Here is a 19,647-nt window from a genome sequence, read left to right on the forward strand (position 1 = left end):
GAGAAGGGAACGGGGCCGAATCGTGGCACGAGCAGACAGCTTCAAACTCGCGCAGTTCTCAGACATCCACTGCGGAGACCCGCGATTTGATGTGGAGCTCCTTGGCGGGATCATCGACGCGATCAACGCCGATGAGCCCGACCTCGTGATCGTGCCGGGAGATCTCACCGCTTCGGGCTATCCGGACGAGTTCCGGGAAGCCCGCGAATACCTGGACCGGCTCGCTTGCCCCCATGTCGCCGTTCTCATCGGCAATCACGATGCCCGCAAGGTCGGCTACGAGCTGTTCGAGCAGTCGTTCGGCGACCGGTACCGCACCTGGGACTTCTCGTTCAAGATCGACTGCGACACCGGGGTCAGTCAGAACATCAGCGTCATCGGCCTGGATTCGAGCAAGCCGGACCTCGACGACGGCGAGATCGGGAGACATCGTCACCGCTGGCTGCGGGAACACCTCGCCGAGGCGGACGGCTTCAAGCTCGTCGCCCTACACCATCACCTGGTAAGCATTCCCGGCACGGGACGCGAGCGCAACGTCGTGTGGGACGCCGGCGAGGTTCTCGAGATCCTGGCCGAGAACAACGTGGATCTCGTCGTCGCAGGCCACAAGCACGTGCCGTACGTGTGGCCGACCGCAGGCATGCTCATCGTCACGAGCGGGACCGCTTCGACGTGGCGCACGCGCGGCTTCACTCCCCCCTCGTACAACATGATCGAGATCACGCCGGACGAGGTCATCGTCGAGATCAGGGCGTCGCGCGGGGATCACGAGCCGCGCCGACTCGCCTATCCGCGTATGCCCGCGGCTACACGGCGCCCGATCGGAACGGGGCCGACCGGCCGCACGTTGGATTCGGTCTCGCCGCCGCCGCGAAACGGGCTCTAGTCCTCGGCTTCGGCCGCCAGCAGGACCGCCTCGGCGATGTCGCGAAGTGAGCGGCGCTTGTCCATCGCAAGCCGCTGCAGGCGCCCAAACGCCTCGGGCTCGGTCATCCCCCGGCTCATCAGCACGCCTTTGGCCCGGTCGAGGACCTTTCGCGTCTCGAGTCGGTCGGACAGGTCGGCGACCTCCTCGGCAAGTGCGCGGGCCTCGGCGAAGCGGGACACAGCGACCGACAAGGCGGGCACGATGTCGTGCTTGGTGAACGGCTTGACGAGATAGGCCATCGCGCCAGCCGCACTCGCGCTCTCAACATAGGAGGTCTGGGAGAAGGCGGTGACCATCACCACGGGGGCAAGCGTTTCCTCGCCGATGATGCGCGCCGCGTCTATCCCGTTCATCTCCGGCATCTCGACGTCCATGAACACCAGATCCGGTCGCAGTTCGCGGGTCATGGCGACGGCTTCCGTGCCTGTTCGGGCCTCCCCGACGACCTCGTGACCCTCCTCTTCAAGCATCTCGCGGAGGTCCATGCGGATGAGGGCTTCGTCCTCGGCGATCAGCACTCGCATCAGGCGGTCTCCTCGGCAGGTGTCGGTACAAGCGGGACACGGACGGTCACGGTCGTGCCGGGTCCGCGACCGAATGAAAGCGTGCCGCGCAGATCGTCTTCGACGATGGTGCGCACGATGGCCAGGCCCAGGTTGGCCGAGGAGCTCAGGTCGAAACCGTCGGGTAGTCCGGAGCCGTTGTCCCGCACGGTTAGCACGAGTTCCCCGCTCAGCCGCCGCATGTCGACGGTGACCGCGCCATCGGCAAGCCCGGTGATTCCGTGCTCTATCGCGTTGTGAACGAGTTCTGCGACCACAAGCGCGAGGGAGGTCGCGATCTGAGCCGGAACATCCCCTGTGGTGCCCTTCACCGTCACGCTCACGTCGGGGCTGTCGCCCGCAAGTCCCTGGCGCACCATGTCGACGACCGTCTTGGCAGCCTCGGTGAAGTCGATCCGCTCCGCGGTCGAACCGGCGAGCATCTCGTGCACGACCGCCATCGAGGCGACACGCTCCGTCGCCTCGGCAAGCGCGCGACGGGCTTCCTCACTCTCAGCGCGACGCCCCTGGATGCGCAACAGGCTGGCGATAGTCTGCAGGTTGTTCTTGACGCGATGATGAACCTCGCGGATGGTCGCTTCCTTGACCTTTATCTCCTGCTCGCGGAGCCGAGCTTCCGTGACATCCTCCATGAGCACCAGCACGCTGGAGCCGAGCCCAAGCGTCCGGTAGCCAAGGACACGCTCGTGTACCGCAACCTCGGTGTTGAGCGCGGCTCGCACGCGCAACACGGGGACGATAGCCTCGGCCGAACCCGGAAGAAGAGTCGCGGACGTGCCGGCCAGTGCACCCTCGACTCCCGCGAGCCGCATGATGTTCACGGCGTTGGGACTCGCGTAGATGATCGATCCATCCGGCGAGATACGCATCACGCCATCGCCGGCACGGCGGAAGGTCGAGTAGGGCATGTCCGTGCGAGCGTCGAGCAAGGGACCGTCGCCAAGGACCGCGATGACGTCCTCGGCGGCGCGCATGAACTGCGTCTCCATCGTTCCGGGTGCCTCAAGTACCTGCTGGGCGATGTCGCGCACGAGAACCGCACGGGGGCGATCACCCGAACCGATAGGGTACGCGATCGTCCCGAACGAGATACCGCGCGTGATGCGCCGACGCTCACCGGTGACGATCTCTCCCCTGCCATAGGCGGCATAGGCTTCGGGCTCGTCCTCACGCCGCAACGTCTTGCCCACGCGGGTCGAGGCAACCGCTGCGATCGCGGTCATCGGCCGGGCGTCGGCGACCACCCGCAAGCTGTCCGGGGACACGTGGATGGCCAGAGCGACATCACCGTAGCCCATGTCCGCGATGAGCTGAAGATTCGCGGCTACACCGGCAATGTGCTCGGCGGTTCCCCCTGGAGTGCTCGTGTCGGTGTGCGCTGCATCTGACATAGCGTGAGTATAGGGCAGGATGCCGTATACGGTTGCGCGACATCGCCATGTCAGGCCAGGCTTGCTGAGAACCGCTTATCGTGGCCGATGGCCGTCCAGCAGCTTCCCTTGGCTGGTGCGACCGTTTATCGCGTGTTCCTAACCTTTTGTCTCCCACGGACGATGTCATATACGAGAGCATAATACTGGCACGGGGAGAATCCGTGGACCAACAGGATCTCAGAGGGCTCCTTCGGCGCGATGTCCAGCTCAACGCGCTGTCATCGGTGATCACAATCGCTCTACTCGGCATGGTGATCGTGCTCGCGTACGCGGTGCTCACCGGCCTGGACATGGCTCAACCGCTCATCCTCGACTACCCGCTGGTTACCCTGGGCGCGATCGGTCTTCTGCTTGCCGTCATCGCCTACATGGCCGAGCAGCACCGCAACTTGCGCGGCGAACTCATCGACGCCCACACCAGCCTTGAGAAAGCGCGGGACGATGTCGTAGCAAGCTACGAGCGCCTCGCCTTCGCCCACGAAGTGGCGGCGATTGCCGGAATGCTCGAGCATGGCAACGCAGTCGATCAGGTCCTGCGCGCGTCGCTCGAGCACTACGATGCCGACGCCGCTGCCCTCGTGAGCGACGAATCTAACATAATCGTCCGCGATCCCAGGGACACGCACCAGGCAAACTCCGCCATGGTCCAGGCCTCACTCGCGGCGGTCCGCACAGGCGAGCCCGTATCCGTGGGCCAGAGCGGTGGCGAATCAGCTTCATTGTCGATCCCCTTGCGCATCCGTGGCCGCCTCAGCGCCGTTCTCTGCCTCTGGCGGCAGTCCGGGCGCTTCGCCGATGAGCATGTCGACGGCTTGGGCCTCATTGGCAGAGTGCTGGAGCTGGCCATGGAGAACAGAATGCTGCTTGCCGAAACGCGGGAGCAGCTCGGCGGGACGTTGCGAACTCTCTCGCACCTCATCGACAAGCGCGTACCCAAGTACGCCGATCACGCGACCCGTGTCGCCGCCCACGCCGTATCCGTGGGTATGAGGTTTGGACTGACCGGCGGCGACCTTGTCGACTTACGCGCCGCTTCGATCCTAATGGACGTAGGCATGCTCGATCTGCCCGATCACCTCCTTGACCCCCACCGACTGCTGTCGGAAGAGGAGTGGAAAGCGCTCGCCAGCCACCCGGACCTAGGCGCAGAGTTCGTGGCGAAAGCCAACCTCCCCCACACCGTCCAGGAAGCCGTCCGCTATCATCACGAGAGCATGAACGGCTCGGGATTTCCCCATCGTATTGCCGGCACTCAGATACCCTTCGCTGCCCGCATCATCGCCGCATGCGATGCGTACGAGTCGCTCATTCGACCCCGCAGCGAATCGAGGGAGCCCATCACTCCGGACGCTGCGGCACGTGAAATCGCCGCGCAGGCTGGGTACCTGTACGATGCCGAGGTCGTGAGAGCGCTCCTAAAGACGCTTGCTGACGAACGCGGTTGCGCGCAGGCGGCAAGGGCGACCGCACCGGAAAACACCGCGAAGGTTGTATGCGTCTGACATCGCAGGATGACTTGACATGCTCCAAGCACCCAGCCTGGACGCACACAGGACCGCGCGGAGACGCAACCTCCCCACGCCAGGAACGACTCCCTATTGCGCCCCTCCGTGCGGTCCTCATTTGTCCGGAGTGAAGGCACAGGCGACTTTGCATCCGAACCACGTTGCGATTTGAGTATAATCACCCGGACGCTGCAACCATGCCCGGGTGGCGGAACAGGCAGACGCGTCGGTCTCAAAAACCGGTGATGGAAACATCGTGCGGGTTCGATTCCCGCCCCGGGCACCATGCTCTACCAGGGACTTAGCCGAACGTCCTGTGTCTGCCTGATCGCTATCCTGCTATTCACCGCCCGATTCATCGCCCAAATGCTCCAGAATCGCCCTTTTCGGCCCCCAGAGCTATACGCCTCCAGAGACCTTCCGCCGGCGCTCCACGGCGCCCGACAACGCAGAGTCCAGGCCGCGGGCCGCTTCCTCCTGCATGCCGGGGAGCACGTGCGCGTACACGTCGAGCGTGATAGCGGCCGTCGCGTGCCCCAGGCGCTCGCTCACTACTTTCAGCGGGACGCCCTGCCGTAGAAGCTGACTCGCATGCGAGTGCCGCAGATCGTGCAGTCGGATGCCGAGATTGTGGCGCTTCGCGAACCGCGCGAAGGCCGCACTGAAGTTGTTGGGATGCCAGGGGCTTCCGTCCAGCATGCAGAAGATGAGGTCGCCGTCCTGGTATCCCTTGCCTACGTCGGTCTTCAGGCGTTCCTGTTCGAGACGGTGCCGCCAGAGGGGTTTGATCGTGAGATCGGGAAGCTGTACTCGCCGCACGCCCTTGCGGGTCTTGGGGCTCTTGAAGCGCAAGCCCGCCGAGGTCTGCTCAAGAGAGCGCGACACACTCAGCACGCCCGCGTCGAAGTCCAGATCGCCCCAGCGCAGCGCCAACAGCTCGCCGCGCCGTAGTCCCGTCGTGACGGCGACGAGCACCGGCAGATAGAGCTCGTGGTTGCTGTCCTTCTCCAGACACTCGAGCATGCGCGCGGTGTCGTCCTCGTTCTGCGCGTTCATCTCCGGTCGCTGTGGCCGCGGGGGATCCGTGCCCTCGCAGGGGTTCCACGTCAGTAGCCGAGCTTTCACCGCGCTCTTGAGCGCCACGTGCAGGACGCGATGATGGTGCAGGACCGTCTGAGGCGACAGCCCACCCTTGCCGTTCAGCCGCCCGGACTCCAACGCGGAGGCGTAGTAGCCCTGTATGTGCATCGGACTCAGCTTGGTCAGTCTATGGTTGCCGAGTGCGGGGATCAGGTGCCTGCGCACGATAGCGTCATACCGCTCGAGCGTCTTGCCCGACACCCTGCTGCGCGCGAAGTCGTCCAGCCACTGCTCGAGGTACTCCCCCACCTTCAGCGAAGCGGCCGTCGGACGTGCCCCTGTGTCTCGCTCCCGCAAGAGACGGGTCCGCTCGGCCTCGGCCACCTTCTTCGTGCCGCGGATGCGACGGTATCGGCGCACACGCTTGCCCGTGTCGTTGTAGCCGAAGTCGATGCCGACCTCCCACAGGTTCGGCCCGAGCTGTCGGAGCGTTCCGCTGCTCATCTCAACCGCCCTCTCTTGATAGCGGTGTTCCTCCACCCCTCCACCTGCTTCAGCGTGACGCCCTCGCCCATCAGCACGGCGATCTGTTCATCCGACTTCCCCTGCTTGACTAGCTCGGCCACCTCATAGACGTTGCTCCAGTACTTGCGAATGCTGCACTTCTTGGAGCAGTAGCGAACGCCCTCGAAGCCCTCAGGGACCTCCACCCAACCCCCGCATTGAGGGCATGCCCGGTACTGAAGGTTCCCTGCGATCGCCCCCGCGAGCTGGAGCCATATTGCACCGAGCAGAGTCCTCGGCCCAGGCACCAAGTGCGCATGCTCGCAGTCGGCGTAGGTCCGCAACTCCACGGCCGTGAGTAGGGCGAGATGCTTGTTCACCATCGCCGTCAGCGTCGCCCTGTGCGCGGCCGCCTTCACGCCTTCATCGGAATCATCGTCGCCGACCCGGAAGGACACGTAGTCCTCAGGTCGCGAGAATGGCAGTCCCGAGGACTCGACGCACTCAACGGGGTTGTCCCAGATCGCGTGGCTGCGAACCCAGCGCAGAGCCAGAACGGGCTCGATTCCCGGCGAGTAGTCCGGCCGCCAGAGCGACACGGCAGCACGAACCACGCGAATCGCATCTCTCCAGACTTCGAACTCCTCGACTCCGCCTCCGAACTCCACGCCAGTTGGATCGTCCATGCGCGAGCCCAACATGCCGTACTCGCGCGCGAAGGCCAGCAACGCATCCTCATCGTTCTCGTCCACAGCTGCAAGCTTCAGGAACAGAGCGGGCTCCTCCCGAAGTGGACTCCACACCTCACCGCCGCAGAAAGCCGTGATCCCCAATGCCGCGTCGCGGTCGGCTGGCTCAAACCGCGCCTCTGGATCTCGCCACCAGAGGAAGTCGCTCCCTATGTCCACCTCAGTTCTCCGTTCTTGTGCAGACGAACGGTCGAATTGACCGCTAAGCCCTTCCATGTTGCTAACTTTCGCATATAGTCTTGCCTTTAGCAAGCATCTGATGTACACAGGTCGCGGACATGTGCGTGTTCACGTCTTCACAACAGAATAAGCCGCCCGAAGAAGCGGCGAGTCGGAGGCCACGCAGAGCGACCCTCCCTGGCCCATTTCAAACCGGCGAGCAAGAACCAATGAGTGCATCAAGACCCAGAAGGAGCAACCATGCGCAAGATTCAACATCTCAGAGAGCTGCGCGGATACTCTCGCAACCGACTCGCGGGGCTCGCCGAAATGTGCGGCTCAACACTCGGCCAGATCGAACTCGGGAATCTGCGGGGACGCCCGAACCAGGCCGTGAAGCTCACCAACGCGCTCGGCCTCCCTCCCGACAAGGCGAGCACCCTGTTCGAGGAATGGGATGACAGCAATGACCTCTAGTACCGCGCCGCGACCGCTAGAGGAATACCCTCCCTTGCTCACCGTCCACGAGGCGAGCGAGCTGATGCGAATTGGCGTGAACTTGACCTACGAGATGGTCAGGACCGGCGAACTGCCGAGCCGCCGCTTCGGTCGCGTGATCCGCATTCCCCGAACGGCACTCCTGCGAACCCTGGGGGTGTCCGATGGATTGGAATAACGTATCGGATCTTCCGTCCGCCGAGCTCGCGCACGAGCGATGGCTGCTCGGCGAGATCGAGCAGCGTCAAGCCGTCGGCGGGCTGGCCCGCTTCATCGAAAGCCGACTCGCAGCACTCGACGCGGCGATCCGCGACAAGCCGCGCTACGTCTTCGGGCGCGGCGAACCCGAGGGCGGCGAGCCACTATGACGCCGCTCGGACGCAGGGTGATCCCGCCCGACCTGTTCACCGCTGTCGATCTCGAACCGGCCACCAAGCGGCTCCTGCTTTGCGGGCTGATGCAGCTTGCCGAGGACTCGGGCTGCTGCCGCTGGGACGCCCGCGAGATACGGGCGCTGGTTCTCCCATACGCCGACACGAGCGCCGAGGATGTCGAGACGTTGCTGGGAGAGTTCGAATCGGACGGCCGTGCATGGGTCTATGAGGTGGACGGGAAGCGCTATGCGTTCCTCGCCGACTTCCCCGCCTGGCAACGTAGCATGCCGCGTAGCGCGAAACCGATGAGCGTTCCGCTGCCGTCTGGGATCGAGTTTGTTCCCAGCGAGGCGACCGCATGGAACGGCTCCGGCAAGTACCTGTGGCCGTCAAACCGCGAAGAGCTGACTACTGAAAGAAACGAACCCAAAGAACCTAATAGAACTAAGGGGCGAGCGAGCAGCAAGCGAGCAGCAAGAGGGAACGAGCCTGAGTGTGCAGGACCTCGAACCATGAGGGCCGGACGTTTCGCCGATTCCTGCCCCGCCTACTGGCTGCGGCGCGCTGCCGGGGTCGAAGCGACGAGTGGGCGGACCGATGAAGTCGAGTACCTGCGCGAGATGGCACTTGAAACGCAGTCGCGCCAGGCCGAGGTCATCCCGCACCGATTCCGAGACGCAACGTGTGACGAGTCTCTCGGCGATCACGGGCTCTACCTCTACGGCCCCGTGGGTTCGGGCAAGACCTACCTAGCCGCCGCACTCGCCCTCAAGGCGATCCATGACGGCAGGGACACCAAGTGGTTGTCATGCGCCTCATGGCTCGGTGCCCTCAAGGCGTCCTTCAGCGGCGCAGAAGCACCGCGGCCCTCGAGCTGGTTCGCGGACTGTGACCTGCTTGCGGTCGATGACGTTGGTGCGGAGAAGCCGAGCGAGTGGGTTGTCGAGCAGCTGTTTCAAGTCGTGAACCGCGCCTACGAGGATGACGTGCAGCTGATCGTCACATCGAATCTCAGTCTCACCCGCTTGCAGGACCGCATTGGCGAGCGGATCGTCTCCCGATTCGCAGAGATGTGCGACCTGCGCGAGATGAACGGCGCTGACCGTCGAATCGAAGCTGCGTTCGCCCGCAAGAAGGCGAACCCGGAATCAACGGCCGCATAGGCGACCGGCGCCATCGTGACATGAGGCCCCAAACAGACTCCATCTGAAGTCCAACCGCCCGGAACCCCGTGGCGGCTTAGCGGCGCGCCATGGGGGAGAACACACGTTCGTATCAGGTATCGGCCGTCTACGGGCCGTACACGCTGCCACAGGTGCGATGGGAGGGGACGCATTGAGTCGGGCTGGCCTACTGCGTGTCTCGGCGAGTTCGTGTGCCGGGCGCGTCGGCGGGACGGCCGCGCGTGCGCGGGACTAGGGGCTGACGGTCCATGGTGCGCGGCTCGTCGGTGTACGTCAGTCGCACTTGCCGATGTTGTCGGTCGCCCTCGAATGCCCGTGTCTGCCCCGTATGCTAGGCTCTGGTGGGGCACGAACGACCGTCATACCGAGGGGGAGAGATGAAGGACCAGCCCGTTGTGCCAGACAGCGCGACGCCGCCGCCGCCAGCCGCTTCAAACGGAGTCTACGGATCGCCGCCTCAGCCCGAGGCACCAGCGACCAAGCCGAAGGAGCCAATCTACAAGAAGAAGTGGTTTCTCCCGGTAGCTATGCTGGTTATCGGCATGGTCTTGGGCGTCGCGATGACCGCAGGTTCCTCTGAGGGCTCATCCGGAGGAGACGATATCGCGACGCTGAAGAGCAAGGTTGCCACCCTTGAATCCCAACTCGATGCGGTGACTACCGATCGCGACGCCCTCAAAGCCGCTGCAACAACGCCGAGCGAACCCGCGCCGGAACCAGAACCTGCCGCCGCGCCGTCTCTCGACGCACAGAAGGCAGGGTTTGTTGCGGCGTTTGAAGAGAGTCGTGTCAAGTTGGCCGGGATAGTCGAAGATGATGGCAACGCCGAGTCAGTGGACAAACTGGCATACGATGCCAAGACCGAGACCGTCATCCTTGATGTGACATCAAGATGGGGATCGCCTGACAATCAGGTGGACGGTGCGTGGGCGATTGTCCGCCTTATGTCCACGCTGTACGACGCTGATGAGGGCGCATGGTATCAAGACGGGTTCGTGCCGAACCTCCGTCTTGTGAATAGTGGGCGCAAGTACACCCAGTCGGGCGACTTCATGCTTCGGCTTGCAGCGTTCTCGGCCTCGCGTTCCGATTGGGAGAAAGAGTGCTGGTGAACAACCGTCAGACCGAGGGAGAGCGGTGCATCATGGTGGCCGCACTGCTGGGCGTGTCCTGCGGCTGCGACTAGAGTATCGGCCGTCTACGGGCCGCGCACGCTGCCACAGATGCCACAGCAAGGGATGCATGCAGCTCGACGGCGCGAGTGCATCGACTGCCGTTGCACCTCCCATGAGGCCCCCGCTCGAATCATCGAACAAGCAGCGGCAACAGCACCGCAGCCAACCTTCGCTCGCATGCGTAACGATTCGAAGCGCATTTTTGTGGAAGTCGAGGAGGCCAAGTGCTGCCACTGACGCCTCGACTACCTGCGAGAATCGCGCAAGCAGCCTCCATCTCTGCCCCTCGATGACGGCTGAAAGGCACGCTAAACCCAGTGAGACAACGGATGCGATGAAGGGCGTAAGACTTACATCCCGCGCTGTGGCTTGCACGGACTGCATAAGCCCTTACCGCGTCAGAGCGGCAGACGGCATAGTGACGGAAGTTGCTGGAAGACGTACCTTCGTACACAACAGCAGTCTGCTCGGCATGCCGCCTCTCGCAGTCTGCTGAATCAGTTGTTAGGCAGAAACCGGGCTCTCGACCGCGGGGGGAAGCATGCGGGTACTCCACGATGCACTTGCGTCCGCAATAGGCGAAACCCCTGCGCTGACACTCGATCGGCTACTGACCAAGAAGCTTTCTGAGCAGGGTGTGAGCGCATCCGAAGCGGAGATTGCGCGTCTACGAAACCTGATTCTCTCCGGGCAGTCGGATGGCTTGTCGATCAGGTCATGGCGACCGTGGAAGCGCGGAGAGATATCAATCGAAATCACTGGAGACGAGGTTGATGAGGCGGCTGGAAGCCTCCTCGCTCGCGTGCCCGCTATCGTGGAGGACATCTCGGCATCCGTCTCGGCGGACATCCTGCGGGCCCTTGACCGCTCGTGGCCCAAGCAACGGCGACGGGAAGCGAGACAGCGCCGTGGCTTTGAACGGCGTCTTCGTGGGAGGTGGGGGCACGCTTTCGATTCCCTTCGTATGATGCTCGTGATCGCACGGGAGTACGGTGACGACACGAATGCCGAGTTGCGACAGCCTGACTTCGCGGAGCCGCACAAGATGGATGTGCTCACCAGGCTTCACGCTCGCTCCTCACAGATTGCGCACGAGGTGCTGGCTCTCCTTGAATGCGGACTTGCGGATGGAGCTATGGCTCGCTGGAGGAGTCTGCATGAAGTGGCAACCGTCGCACTCCTGATTGCTGCAAACGACGACGGTCTCGCGGAAAGATACGCTCTGCATCAGATCATCGAGTCACGCCGTGCTTGCCGAGACTACGTCGCTTGCCAAGAGCGTCTCGGCTATGAGCCCATGGACCCCGATAACCTCCGGGATCTCGATGGACAGTGCGCCGGACTCCTAGAGCGCTTCGGTGAACCATTCGGCACCGACTACGGCTGGGCTTCGGAAGTCTTGCACAACAAGAGGCCATCGTTCCGGGATATCGAGCGTGCTGCAGGAATCGATCACCTGCGCGCTCACTACCGTATGGCAAGTCACAACGTGCACGCGAATCCCAAAGGAGTCTTCTTCAAGCTTGGACTGCTTGGAGAGGTGGATATTCTCCTCGCCGGGCCCAGCAATGCGGGGATGTCGGAGCCAGGCCAGGGCACGGCTATCGCAGTGCTGCAGGTCTCGTCTGCACTGATGACGCTGCAACCCAATCTCGATGGTATCGTCACCCTGAAGATGCTGCAGTCAATGGTCGATCGAGTGTGTGACGAGTTCCACGGGGCACACACTCAGCTCGTTGAGGATTCTGCCTAACCCGGAGATCAACCCGACAACGCTTCGCGTTGCGGGCTATCTCCAACACCGTTCGACGGAATCGGGGGGTTCGAATGAGGAGACATCTTCCTCTGGTGACGCTGGTCCTACTTCTCGCGGTCGCCGCTTCTGCTGCTGCGTGCAAAGCGCAGGATTCCCAAGTCAAGCCAAGCGGAGAGCCTGAGTCCAAGCCTGCCTCCTCTCCACTGGAGGAGAATGCGGATGCGGTGGTGACCCTGGAGGGCTGGGGCACGGTTCGAATCGGCGCAAGCGAAACGGACGTTCAGGCGGTGCTTGGAGATGCGGACTCCCAGGAGGAATTTCCCGCTATGGACGGTGAACCGGCTGTCGTCTTCTACAGCTTCCTCGATGAGGGGGTGCAGGTCAGTTTCGTCAAGCCGGAGATGACGGCAAATGCCCTGTTCTTCCACAGCGGAGAGGGCGATCACTCCGACTACTCGCAGTTCGACGCAGGCACAGACAAGGGCATCGCGTGGGACAGCACTTCGGAAGATGTTGTGAAGGTGTACGGCAACCCGGTCAACGACTACAGGAGTGACGACGGCGGTCTCAAATGGCGGCGACTCGTGTATCCCGAGATCAGCTTCCGCTTTCAGGACGAACGGCTTGAGACGATAGCACTGGGCACGGACTGACGACTGGCAAGCCATCCGTCGAACCCGCGCGTCGAGCAGACTCGGCGCCGTGCAAGGTACACTCGGGCGGAGAACAGCGCATGACGCCTCGCGGCTCACGCGCAAACACGTTGGATAAGATTGGCGAAGGCGGGGCCGCCGCGGGGGCGATGGTCTCGGTGGCGAGGCTTGGGGAGGAGAACCATGCGACTCTTGCGATGTGGAGCAATGCTGCTGATTGTAGCGTGCCTGTGTGTGTCGGTTGGCGGTTGCGCGTCCGGGGAACAGGCAGCTGAGTCCAGCGAGTCAGTCAAGCCCAAGGCATCAAGCGACGAGCCAGTCCAGGTCGAGGAAGAGCCGGTCGAGACCACTCCCGAGCCGGAACCCGAACCTGACCCAATCAAACTCACCGGCAAAGGCACGAAGGTCACCAAGAAGTTCGCGCTTGCCGACGGACTCGCCGTCTTCTCGATGAGCCACAAGGGCTCGAGCAACTTCATCGTTCACCTAAGATCAGTGGACGGTGAGGTCGACGAGGGTCTCGTGAACGAGATTGGGAAGTTCAACGGCAGCTGGCCCATCTTCTTGGGGGCAGGCGACTATCTCCTTGAAGTTGAAGCGGACGGGCCATGGGCGTTCACGATCACCCAGCCACGTCCTGCGAGTGTGGACGTCATGACGCAGTTCAAGGGGAAGGGCAAGACCGCGACAGACATCTTCTATCTCGACGCGGGAATGAAGACTGTCGTCCTCAAGCACACCGGTGAGAGTAACTTCATCGTGCATGTCCATGGTGTTGCGGATGAGGGTCTCGTGAACGAGATTGGGAAGTTCGACGGATCGGTGATCCTGGATGTGCCGGAGTCCGGTGGGGCAATCTTCTCCGTCGAAGCGGATGGTGATTGGTCAATCAAGATCGAGTAGCGTGCGCCACCCCTGCCCTCGAGCAATGTGCGACCTTAGCCAACTGTCGAACCCGGGCGTCGATCTGACAACCTGGGCCCAGAGAGTCGGGCTCTCTCGGAGCCTGCAACGGCCTCGGTTGCAGGTCACGCTCAAGAACGTTGAGCCCTGGCCAGAATCTGGCGTGCGAGAGGTTCCCGACCGCATAAGGGTCCGCCGCACGCAGTCTCGCAAATGGAACACGACTCCCCGGTGACACGCGGTGACACGTCGAACCCCTCCAGGGGACCCCTCCGCCCCATCATGTGTATGTTCCCTCCGCATATCGGGAGCGAAGTCGCGTCTTCGAGCATCCCCCTGCAAGCCCCCAACCCGTACACCCTGCGAGCCGCAGCACCTACCCGGTCCCGTTATGGTGCCCGCAGGCTTCCCCCCACCCCCTCCAATGCGCGATAGCAGACAGGGGGACGACACCGAGCGAGTGTCTTGCCCCGCAAAAGAGCAGCGGGTGTCAACCGATGCTGAACCGCGAATCCGCGGAGGGTCTACACTGGGTTGGTCGATGCTGTCTTCGGGGGGAGCTCGCGATGAGGTCTGTACGTTTCCTTCTGCCGCTGCTGCTACTGTCCGCGCTGCTCATGACGGGCTGCACTTCCGAGCCGGAGCGTGTGTGGGCATCCTTCGTGGATGCAGTGAGTGAGAAACGCGTGGATGAGGCACTCGGATACATCGACTTCGAACGCATGGCTCAGAAGGCGGTAGGCGATGACGCCGAGTCAGCCCTCGCGCTAGGTCTGTTAGGGGGTACCGAGGGGGTCGGCAAGATGATGGAGGGCCTCCTACGAGACGCCCTATCGAAGGGTGAGATTCAGGAAGGCAAGCCAGCCCTCGAGCTCAAGAAGCCCAAGAAGGTGACGGCGGAGGGCGACTACTGCACGATGCTGTTCATCGGATCCGATGGCGGCGACATGACCGTGGAGATGGAGCGCATCGACGGCGAGTGGAAGATCGTCGGCATCGAGTAAGATGGCCACCTCCCGAGGGTTCGGAGAGAGCGGCCAAGGAAACCGTAGACGGCCCGTCTTCCCCGTCTCTATCCAGAATCTTACTGCGAATCCGTGAGCGGCCTGTATGCGAACAAATGTTCGTATCTGCCCCCCCGTCCCCTGCAATCAAGTATCGGGCCGCACGGGCGATTCTGTGGCCGCTGGGATGCATACGTGCCAACGCGAAATGATGGCCCGCTGACCGCTTGCTCCCCATGACTCGCATTGCCCCGACGGGCATGGCCTGGTCTGTTTCACCCCCTCGCGTGCACCAGCAAGAGGGGTGGGACGCGGGCTGCTCGTGGCGAGGCCCACGAAGGTCAAATGCTCAAATGCTCGATTGCCGCAGACAGCCGTGGATTGTCGATCAATCCCGGGAAGTCCCGCATGGCCGACTGCGCGAAGGCACTTCTTGTCGGAACGGACTCATTCCGATAGGCATCTGCCGTGCTCTCGAATGCTTCGACGAAGGCTCTGTGAGCGGCTTCGATGTCCTTCTCGTGGAAGAAGGCATCGTCAGATACAGCGAGCTGGGACCATTCTTGATACCGTGCCTTTGCTCCTGAGTACAGCTCCTCGGGGCTTGAGTCTGTGGGACTCTCTGGCTCCGCATCAACATCGCGCCCGCAGTAGCGGCAGACAACCGCCTCCGCCTCGATGTCCTCTGCGCAATACGGGCACCGGCGCGTGTTTCCCAGCGCGTAGGCGTGAACAATGCGTGGCCTGAGATAGAAGTACATGGGAACTGCGACGCCCGCTAACCCGATGACGCAAATTGCCCAAGTCAACGGCGAAAGCCCGGCGTTCCCAGGAATCTTGTAGCCCGCGGGCAGCGGCTTCCTCAGAGAGTCGGAGTCAAGATAGATGACTACCGCCCAAACGAGCAGGCAGATGGCCCCGATGGCCAAGCTGCTTCCGAGGAGAAGCGAGACGACCGAGAGCGATGCTAGCAGCGCAAACTCGGCCACCACCGCCGCGCCGAGATTGCCGCGTGGAGGCGTTGACGGTACACGGGGGATCTCGCTGTAGTTCTGAACGAACCAGGCCCTCGCAGCTTCACTGGTCCATCTCAGATGACCAAGCGAATCGCCCCTTCGTATGTCGTCCGTCGGAACGGGTCCGAGGTCTTCGAGGTAGAAGAAGCCGTCCGCATACCAGATGGACTTGTTGGTCTCCTGGACGACCGCCAGTGCGGTTCCGCGAGCGCACCGCGGGCAGCCGTCGTAGGCGTCATCGTATTCGAAGTCGCAGCGAGCGCAGCGTTTCATGGGCACCCCTCCCACTTCGAACTTCGGCGACGCACTCCGCGCGATCCAGAGTGTTTTCAGCGCTACCCGAGGCGCATGGTCCCACCATCGGAGGAAGGCGAAGCGTTATTGATCGGTGCGGGCCCGCACCGCTACCGATACGATAGCTATCCCAAGCGTTTCAGGCTACTTGACGAGCGAAATCTCGCCGGTCTCGGTTCCCCAGAAGCCGGTTTGTACCTGCAACTTGAAGTTCTTCGCGCCTTCGGGAATAGCGAACAGGACCTGGCCCGTCTTCTCCAGCTTCGGATTGATCTTCTCGAGGAAGAACGACTGCTCAGAATCGACGTACATGAGGTTGTCGCTGTCCGTCTCATAGATCGTACCGTCGCTCTCAGCCAGCTTAAAGAAGCTGGTGTCGATCGTGATAGCTTCTTTGGATTCGTTCTTGACCGACACGGTGACCAGCATCCAGTTGCCCTCCTTGTTGCCAAGGACGCTCTTCAATTCTGTGGTGGTCTTCTTCCTTCACGGTGAAGACAAGGTCGCCGACTTTGAGGGAATCCCCGATCTTGGTGACAACTTCCTCCGCAGCAGGCTCTTCTGTCTTCGCTGCGGGCTCCTCAGCTGTCTCCGCCGGAACGGATTCCGCAGGCTTCGACGTCTCGCTTGCGGTCGAGTCCTCGCCAGAACCGCCGCCGCCAGCACTGGCGATTGCAGCGACAAACACGATGGCGATGGCCCACACCCACCACTTCTTGTAGAAGGGCTTCTTGACCTTCACGGGTACGGCGGGCGCGGCAGCTGGTGCCGCACTTGTCGGTGCCTCCTGGCCCTGCACAACGTCGTAGACTCCAGTGATGCAGTTGCTCGCATGTCCGCCCTTGGAGCACTCGCCGGTCTCCGTTAGGTAGACGTTCTCGTTGCAGGCGCTACAGAATCCAGCCTTCTGCATTGTTCCCCCTCAGCTCGTAGTCCTGATTCCCATCCTCAAGTCCCCACTCAAGGTGTGGGCAACTGCCGGCATTCCCCAATCGAACAGTAGCAGAGAACGTGCGGGATAGGCACAATCCTCGGCGCAACAGAGGGGCTGCCACGGGCGCCACCGCAAGGAACGCTTGCAGCTCGACGTCGCGCGCGCCTCCCATGAGGCCCCCCGTTCGAATCATCGGACTACCAGCGGCAACAGCACCGCTGCCAACCTTCGCTCGCATACGTAACGATTCGAAGTGCTTTTTGTGGAGGCCGAGTAGGCAGACTACCGCCACTGACGACTCGGCTACCTGCGAGAATCGCGCTATGAGTCCTCATCTTCGCCCCTCGATGACGGCCGAAAGGCACCCCAAACTCAGTGAACCAACGGATGCGATGAAGGGCGTAAGACTTACATCCTGCGCTGGCTTACACGGACTGCATATGTCCTTACCATGGCAAGCCAAGCCCGACGTAGTGACGGGAATCGCGGGAAGAAGTACGTTCTTACACGACAGCATTCTGCGCGACACGACATCTCTCGCAGTCTGCTGAATCAAGGGTTAGCCAGTCTCGAGGGGGCCGGGAGAATGGACAAGTTCGTCTTCGGAGTGGATCTTGACGGCGTTGTCGCGGACTTCTATGGAGGCATGAGGCCGATTGCTGCAGAGTGGCTCGGCGTCGACATCGATAGCCTTCCTGTTGACGTGACCTACGGTTTGCAGGAGTGGGGCCTGGATGATGCCCCCGGTGGATACGGAGCGCTACACAAGTTCGCCGTTACCCAACGCGGGCTCTTCAAGGAGCTCTCACCGATTCCGGGAGCGCCATCCGCGCTCAGAGAACTATCAGACGCGGACATTCGGATTCGCATAGTCACTCACCGCTTGTTCATCAAGTATTTCCATCAGCAGGCCGTCCAACAGACGATTGAGTGGCTCGACTTCCACGACATCCCATACTCAGATCTCTGCTTCATGAGCGAGAAGTCCGCCGTCGGCGCGGACTTGTACATCGATGATGCTCCCGCATACATAGACGACCTTCGTGCTGCAGGATTCTCGACCATCGTGTTCAGCAACTCCACCAACACTGGAATGGCTGCGCCACGAGCTTCCACTTGGGATGAAGTCATTCCACAGGTTCTCGCAGCTGAGGCGGAGTGGCAGGAGCGAAAGAGCGCGCCAGAAGCTGGCTAACCCGCGCTTCCACACTGACAAGATGAGGCCGGCGAGCTACGCTCGACAAGAAGAGGCCAGAACGGCCTCATCTTGCAGGTGAAGCGCAACAACGTTAGGCGCAGTTGAGGGGGACGCGGTGAGGCAGCTCGGCGTCGCGGCAATCGTGCTCGGCGGTCTTTACGCCGTGGTACAAGGCGTCATCGTCATCGCGAACAACGCTTGGGCGTTCGAGACGATATCCGATACAGGCCAGCTGGTATGGATGGTTGCGATCGGCGCGTGCGGACTGCTTCTTGTCGGTGGAGGTGTGTGGCTCGTCTCCCAGCGTGAGTCGCTCGCCGAGCGTTGGTTCAAGGACTCGGACGTGCGGTTCGACATCGATGGATCGGCTGCCCTCAGGGTCGGCGTCGCCCTCCTCGGCCTCGTTCTTCTCATGAGCGCGGTGCCTCGTCTTGTCGGTGCACTCGGTAACTGGTTCGCAATGGTGACGCAGTCCGCGGACTTCGAGGGACTGCTCAGCGATTCCGCGCAGAGATGGTCTGTCGCGGCCAGCGCCGTCATCGGCTTGCTGCAGGCTAGCTTCGGAGCGTTCTTCGTCTCCCGTTCCCAGTCGGTTGCGACGGCGATCTGGAGCTGGGGACAGGCGAAGGAGGTTGTCGAGGTGCGGGAATCGGTTTGCCCGAGCTGCGGAACCGCCTTCAGCCCGTCGGACTATCGTGACATGGCTTCAGCGCGCTGTTCAGAGTGCGGTTCTCGCTTGGAAGAGTGACGCGCCTAACCCCGGCATCGGGCGGCGCGAGATAGAATCAACATGTGCGGCGAAACCCGCCGCTCATGCCGTAACACGTTAGCTTGAGCGCGGCTACGGTGATGTGGGGGCACATCTAGTGGGGGGCAGGTCATGAAGCGAATCTTCGCGGGGATACTCCTCGCAGCCATTCTCTCTAGCACACTTCTGGTCGGCTGCAGCGGCCTCGGAGCGGCTGAGGGGCCGGCGTCGGTAGACAGCAAGGTTCTCGACAAGGCGATCACTGTCATGGACGCCGCCAATGGGATTGTCGAGGCGTTGAACTCAGGTTGGCCCCAGTACGCAATCAAGGATGCGTTCACCAACTTCGATGCAGAGATTAACTGGTTCAAGAAGATGGATGGTCCAGACCAGATGCCCGAGTTCTATGCGGCCATCAGCGACTGGAGGTCCCTCCTAGACAAGGTGGGGACATCCGAGAGCAAGTACACGGAGTCGCGACAGATTGACCAGCTCGGTGAGGTAATGGCCACAGCAAAGGCCGAACTGGACGCCGCTCTAGATGCGGCGGGCAGGTAGCGGCAAGCATTCTGCGAAGCGACCCACGAGCGCCAAGCTAACCCGAGTTTCGACCTGGCAAGCCTCGGCACGGAGAGCTACGCTCTCACAAGGCGAGGCGGTGCCTCGCCTTGCAGGTCAAGCTCTAACACGTTGATATGAGATGGCCGGTCAACCCGCGATCGCTCACGGTCCCCTCTTTCGTGGTGTCGGTGCAAGCGGGCGGGCACATGGGAACGGCGCTCGACCATGCTGATATCCGGGGAAGGGGGGTAGTCGGTTAGCTCCACCTGCCCCAAGATGTTGTGTCTCCGCACCACTCGTAGCCATGGGTGACTTCGGCCTCGGTGACGGGGACGGTGACCACGGCCTGCTCGAGGAGCCGGCGAAAGACCAGGCCGCGGTTGCCGGAGTTGCGCCGGTTGAACCGGAAGGTGAACTCCTCCAGATAG

The 19,647-nt window shown here is 62.3% G+C and carries 21 protein-coding genes and 1 tRNA gene; 15 read left to right on the forward strand and 7 right to left on the reverse strand.

The features are described 5' to 3' along the window. The first annotated feature begins 22 nt into the window (after positions 1-22). Positions 23-886 (forward strand): metallophosphoesterase, encoded by an 864-nt coding sequence (locus tag Q8K99_05590; protein MDP2182029.1) that lies wholly within the window; start codon positions 23-25, stop codon positions 884-886. On the opposite strand, the gene Q8K99_05595 is transcribed toward Q8K99_05590, so the two are convergent. Beyond that, a complete protein-coding gene (locus tag Q8K99_05595) occupies positions 883-1,452 on the reverse strand; it encodes a response regulator (GenBank protein MDP2182030.1) in 570 nt (189 codons plus the stop codon). The genes Q8K99_05590 and Q8K99_05595 overlap by 4 nt on opposite strands. Then, on the reverse strand, positions 1,452-2,882 hold the full coding sequence (locus tag Q8K99_05600; GenBank protein ID MDP2182031.1) for a histidine kinase N-terminal domain-containing protein: 1,431 nt from the start codon (positions 2,880-2,882) through the stop codon (positions 1,452-1,454). The genes Q8K99_05595 and Q8K99_05600 overlap by 1 nt, the downstream gene beginning before the upstream one ends. A 203-nt stretch (positions 2,883-3,085) precedes the next feature. Here Q8K99_05600 and Q8K99_05605 point away from each other — a divergent pair, with 203 nt between their 5' ends. Together Q8K99_05605 and Q8K99_05610 are read left to right on the forward strand one after the other, a co-directional pair. Beyond that, positions 3,086-4,426 carry an HD domain-containing phosphohydrolase gene (locus tag Q8K99_05605; protein MDP2182032.1) on the forward strand — a complete coding sequence of 447 codons (1,341 nt, stop codon included), beginning with the start codon at positions 3,086-3,088 and terminating at the stop codon, positions 4,424-4,426. A gap of 202 nt (positions 4,427-4,628) precedes the next feature. After that, positions 4,629-4,715: transfer RNA gene (locus tag Q8K99_05610), tRNA-Leu, on the forward strand. 113 nt (positions 4,716-4,828) lie between these two features. Here the strand turns inward: Q8K99_05610 and Q8K99_05615 are convergent. Beyond that, positions 4,829-6,013 (reverse strand): site-specific integrase, encoded by a 1,185-nt coding sequence (locus Q8K99_05615; GenBank protein ID MDP2182033.1) that lies wholly within the window; start codon positions 6,011-6,013, stop codon positions 4,829-4,831. Beyond that, positions 6,010-6,921 (reverse strand): hypothetical protein, encoded by a 912-nt coding sequence (locus Q8K99_05620; protein ID MDP2182034.1) that lies wholly within the window; start codon positions 6,919-6,921, stop codon positions 6,010-6,012. The genes Q8K99_05615 and Q8K99_05620 overlap by 4 nt, the downstream gene beginning before the upstream one ends. A gap of 261 nt (positions 6,922-7,182) precedes the next feature. Here Q8K99_05620 and Q8K99_05625 point away from each other — a divergent pair, with 261 nt between their 5' ends. From Q8K99_05625 to Q8K99_05665, 9 genes are all read left to right on the forward strand, one after another. Next, positions 7,183-7,398: a helix-turn-helix transcriptional regulator gene (locus Q8K99_05625; GenBank protein MDP2182035.1), complete on the forward strand. Its 216-nt coding sequence runs from the start codon at positions 7,183-7,185 to the stop codon at positions 7,396-7,398. Then, a complete protein-coding gene (locus tag Q8K99_05630) occupies positions 7,388-7,597 on the forward strand; it encodes a helix-turn-helix domain-containing protein (protein ID MDP2182036.1) in 210 nt (69 codons plus the stop codon). Before Q8K99_05625 ends, Q8K99_05630 begins: the two co-directional genes overlap by 11 nt. Continuing rightward, a complete protein-coding gene (locus tag Q8K99_05635) occupies positions 7,584-7,787 on the forward strand; it encodes a hypothetical protein (GenBank protein ID MDP2182037.1) in 204 nt (67 codons plus the stop codon). Before Q8K99_05630 ends, Q8K99_05635 begins: the two co-directional genes overlap by 14 nt. After that, positions 7,784-8,956, forward strand: coding sequence for an ATP-binding protein (locus Q8K99_05640; protein ID MDP2182038.1), 1,173 nt, complete (start codon positions 7,784-7,786; stop codon positions 8,954-8,956). Before Q8K99_05635 ends, Q8K99_05640 begins: the two co-directional genes overlap by 4 nt. Before the next feature lie 398 nt (positions 8,957-9,354). Next, positions 9,355-10,089 (forward strand): hypothetical protein, encoded by a 735-nt coding sequence (locus Q8K99_05645; protein MDP2182039.1) that lies wholly within the window; start codon positions 9,355-9,357, stop codon positions 10,087-10,089. 604 nt (positions 10,090-10,693) lie between these two features. Further along, positions 10,694-11,905, forward strand: coding sequence for a DUF5677 domain-containing protein (locus Q8K99_05650; protein MDP2182040.1), 1,212 nt, complete (start codon positions 10,694-10,696; stop codon positions 11,903-11,905). A 95-nt stretch (positions 11,906-12,000) separates the two neighbouring features. Continuing rightward, positions 12,001-12,561, forward strand: coding sequence for a hypothetical protein (locus tag Q8K99_05655; GenBank protein ID MDP2182041.1), 561 nt, complete (start codon positions 12,001-12,003; stop codon positions 12,559-12,561). Between the two features lie 183 nt (positions 12,562-12,744). Further along, a complete protein-coding gene (locus Q8K99_05660) occupies positions 12,745-13,464 on the forward strand; it encodes a hypothetical protein (protein MDP2182042.1) in 720 nt (239 codons plus the stop codon). Positions 13,465-14,030: 566 nt separating this feature from the next. Beyond that, positions 14,031-14,468, forward strand: a complete 438-nt coding sequence (locus Q8K99_05665; protein ID MDP2182043.1) for a hypothetical protein — start codon at positions 14,031-14,033, stop codon at positions 14,466-14,468. Between the two features lie 341 nt (positions 14,469-14,809). On the opposite strand, the gene Q8K99_05670 is transcribed toward Q8K99_05665, so the two are convergent. The 3 genes from Q8K99_05670 to Q8K99_05680 form a co-directional block, all read right to left on the reverse strand. After that, on the reverse strand, positions 14,810-15,757 hold the full coding sequence (locus tag Q8K99_05670) for a zinc ribbon domain-containing protein (protein ID MDP2182044.1): 948 nt from the start codon (positions 15,755-15,757) through the stop codon (positions 14,810-14,812). Between the two features lie 165 nt (positions 15,758-15,922). Next, positions 15,923-16,207, reverse strand: a complete 285-nt coding sequence (locus tag Q8K99_05675) for a DUF4352 domain-containing protein (protein MDP2182045.1) — start codon at positions 16,205-16,207, stop codon at positions 15,923-15,925. After that, on the reverse strand, positions 16,140-16,691 hold the full coding sequence (locus Q8K99_05680) for a hypothetical protein (protein MDP2182046.1): 552 nt from the start codon (positions 16,689-16,691) through the stop codon (positions 16,140-16,142). The genes Q8K99_05675 and Q8K99_05680 overlap by 68 nt, the downstream gene beginning before the upstream one ends. 607 nt (positions 16,692-17,298) lie before the next feature. On the opposite strand from Q8K99_05680, the gene Q8K99_05685 reads away from it, so the two are divergent. From Q8K99_05685 to Q8K99_05695, 3 genes are all read left to right on the forward strand, one after another. Next, a complete protein-coding gene (locus Q8K99_05685) occupies positions 17,299-17,907 on the forward strand; it encodes a 5'-nucleotidase (GenBank protein MDP2182047.1) in 609 nt (202 codons plus the stop codon). Between the two features lie 118 nt (positions 17,908-18,025). Then, a complete protein-coding gene (locus Q8K99_05690; protein ID MDP2182048.1) occupies positions 18,026-18,658 on the forward strand; it encodes a hypothetical protein in 633 nt (210 codons plus the stop codon). A 132-nt stretch (positions 18,659-18,790) separates the two neighbouring features. Next, positions 18,791-19,216, forward strand: coding sequence for a hypothetical protein (locus Q8K99_05695; GenBank protein ID MDP2182049.1), 426 nt, complete (start codon positions 18,791-18,793; stop codon positions 19,214-19,216). The last annotated feature ends 431 nt before the right edge of the window (positions 19,217-19,647 follow it).

It is taken from the genome of Actinomycetota bacterium, from assembly GCA_030682655.1.
In the GTDB taxonomy this organism is placed as follows: Bacteria; Actinomycetota; Coriobacteriia; order Anaerosomatales; family JAUXNU01; genus JAUXNU01.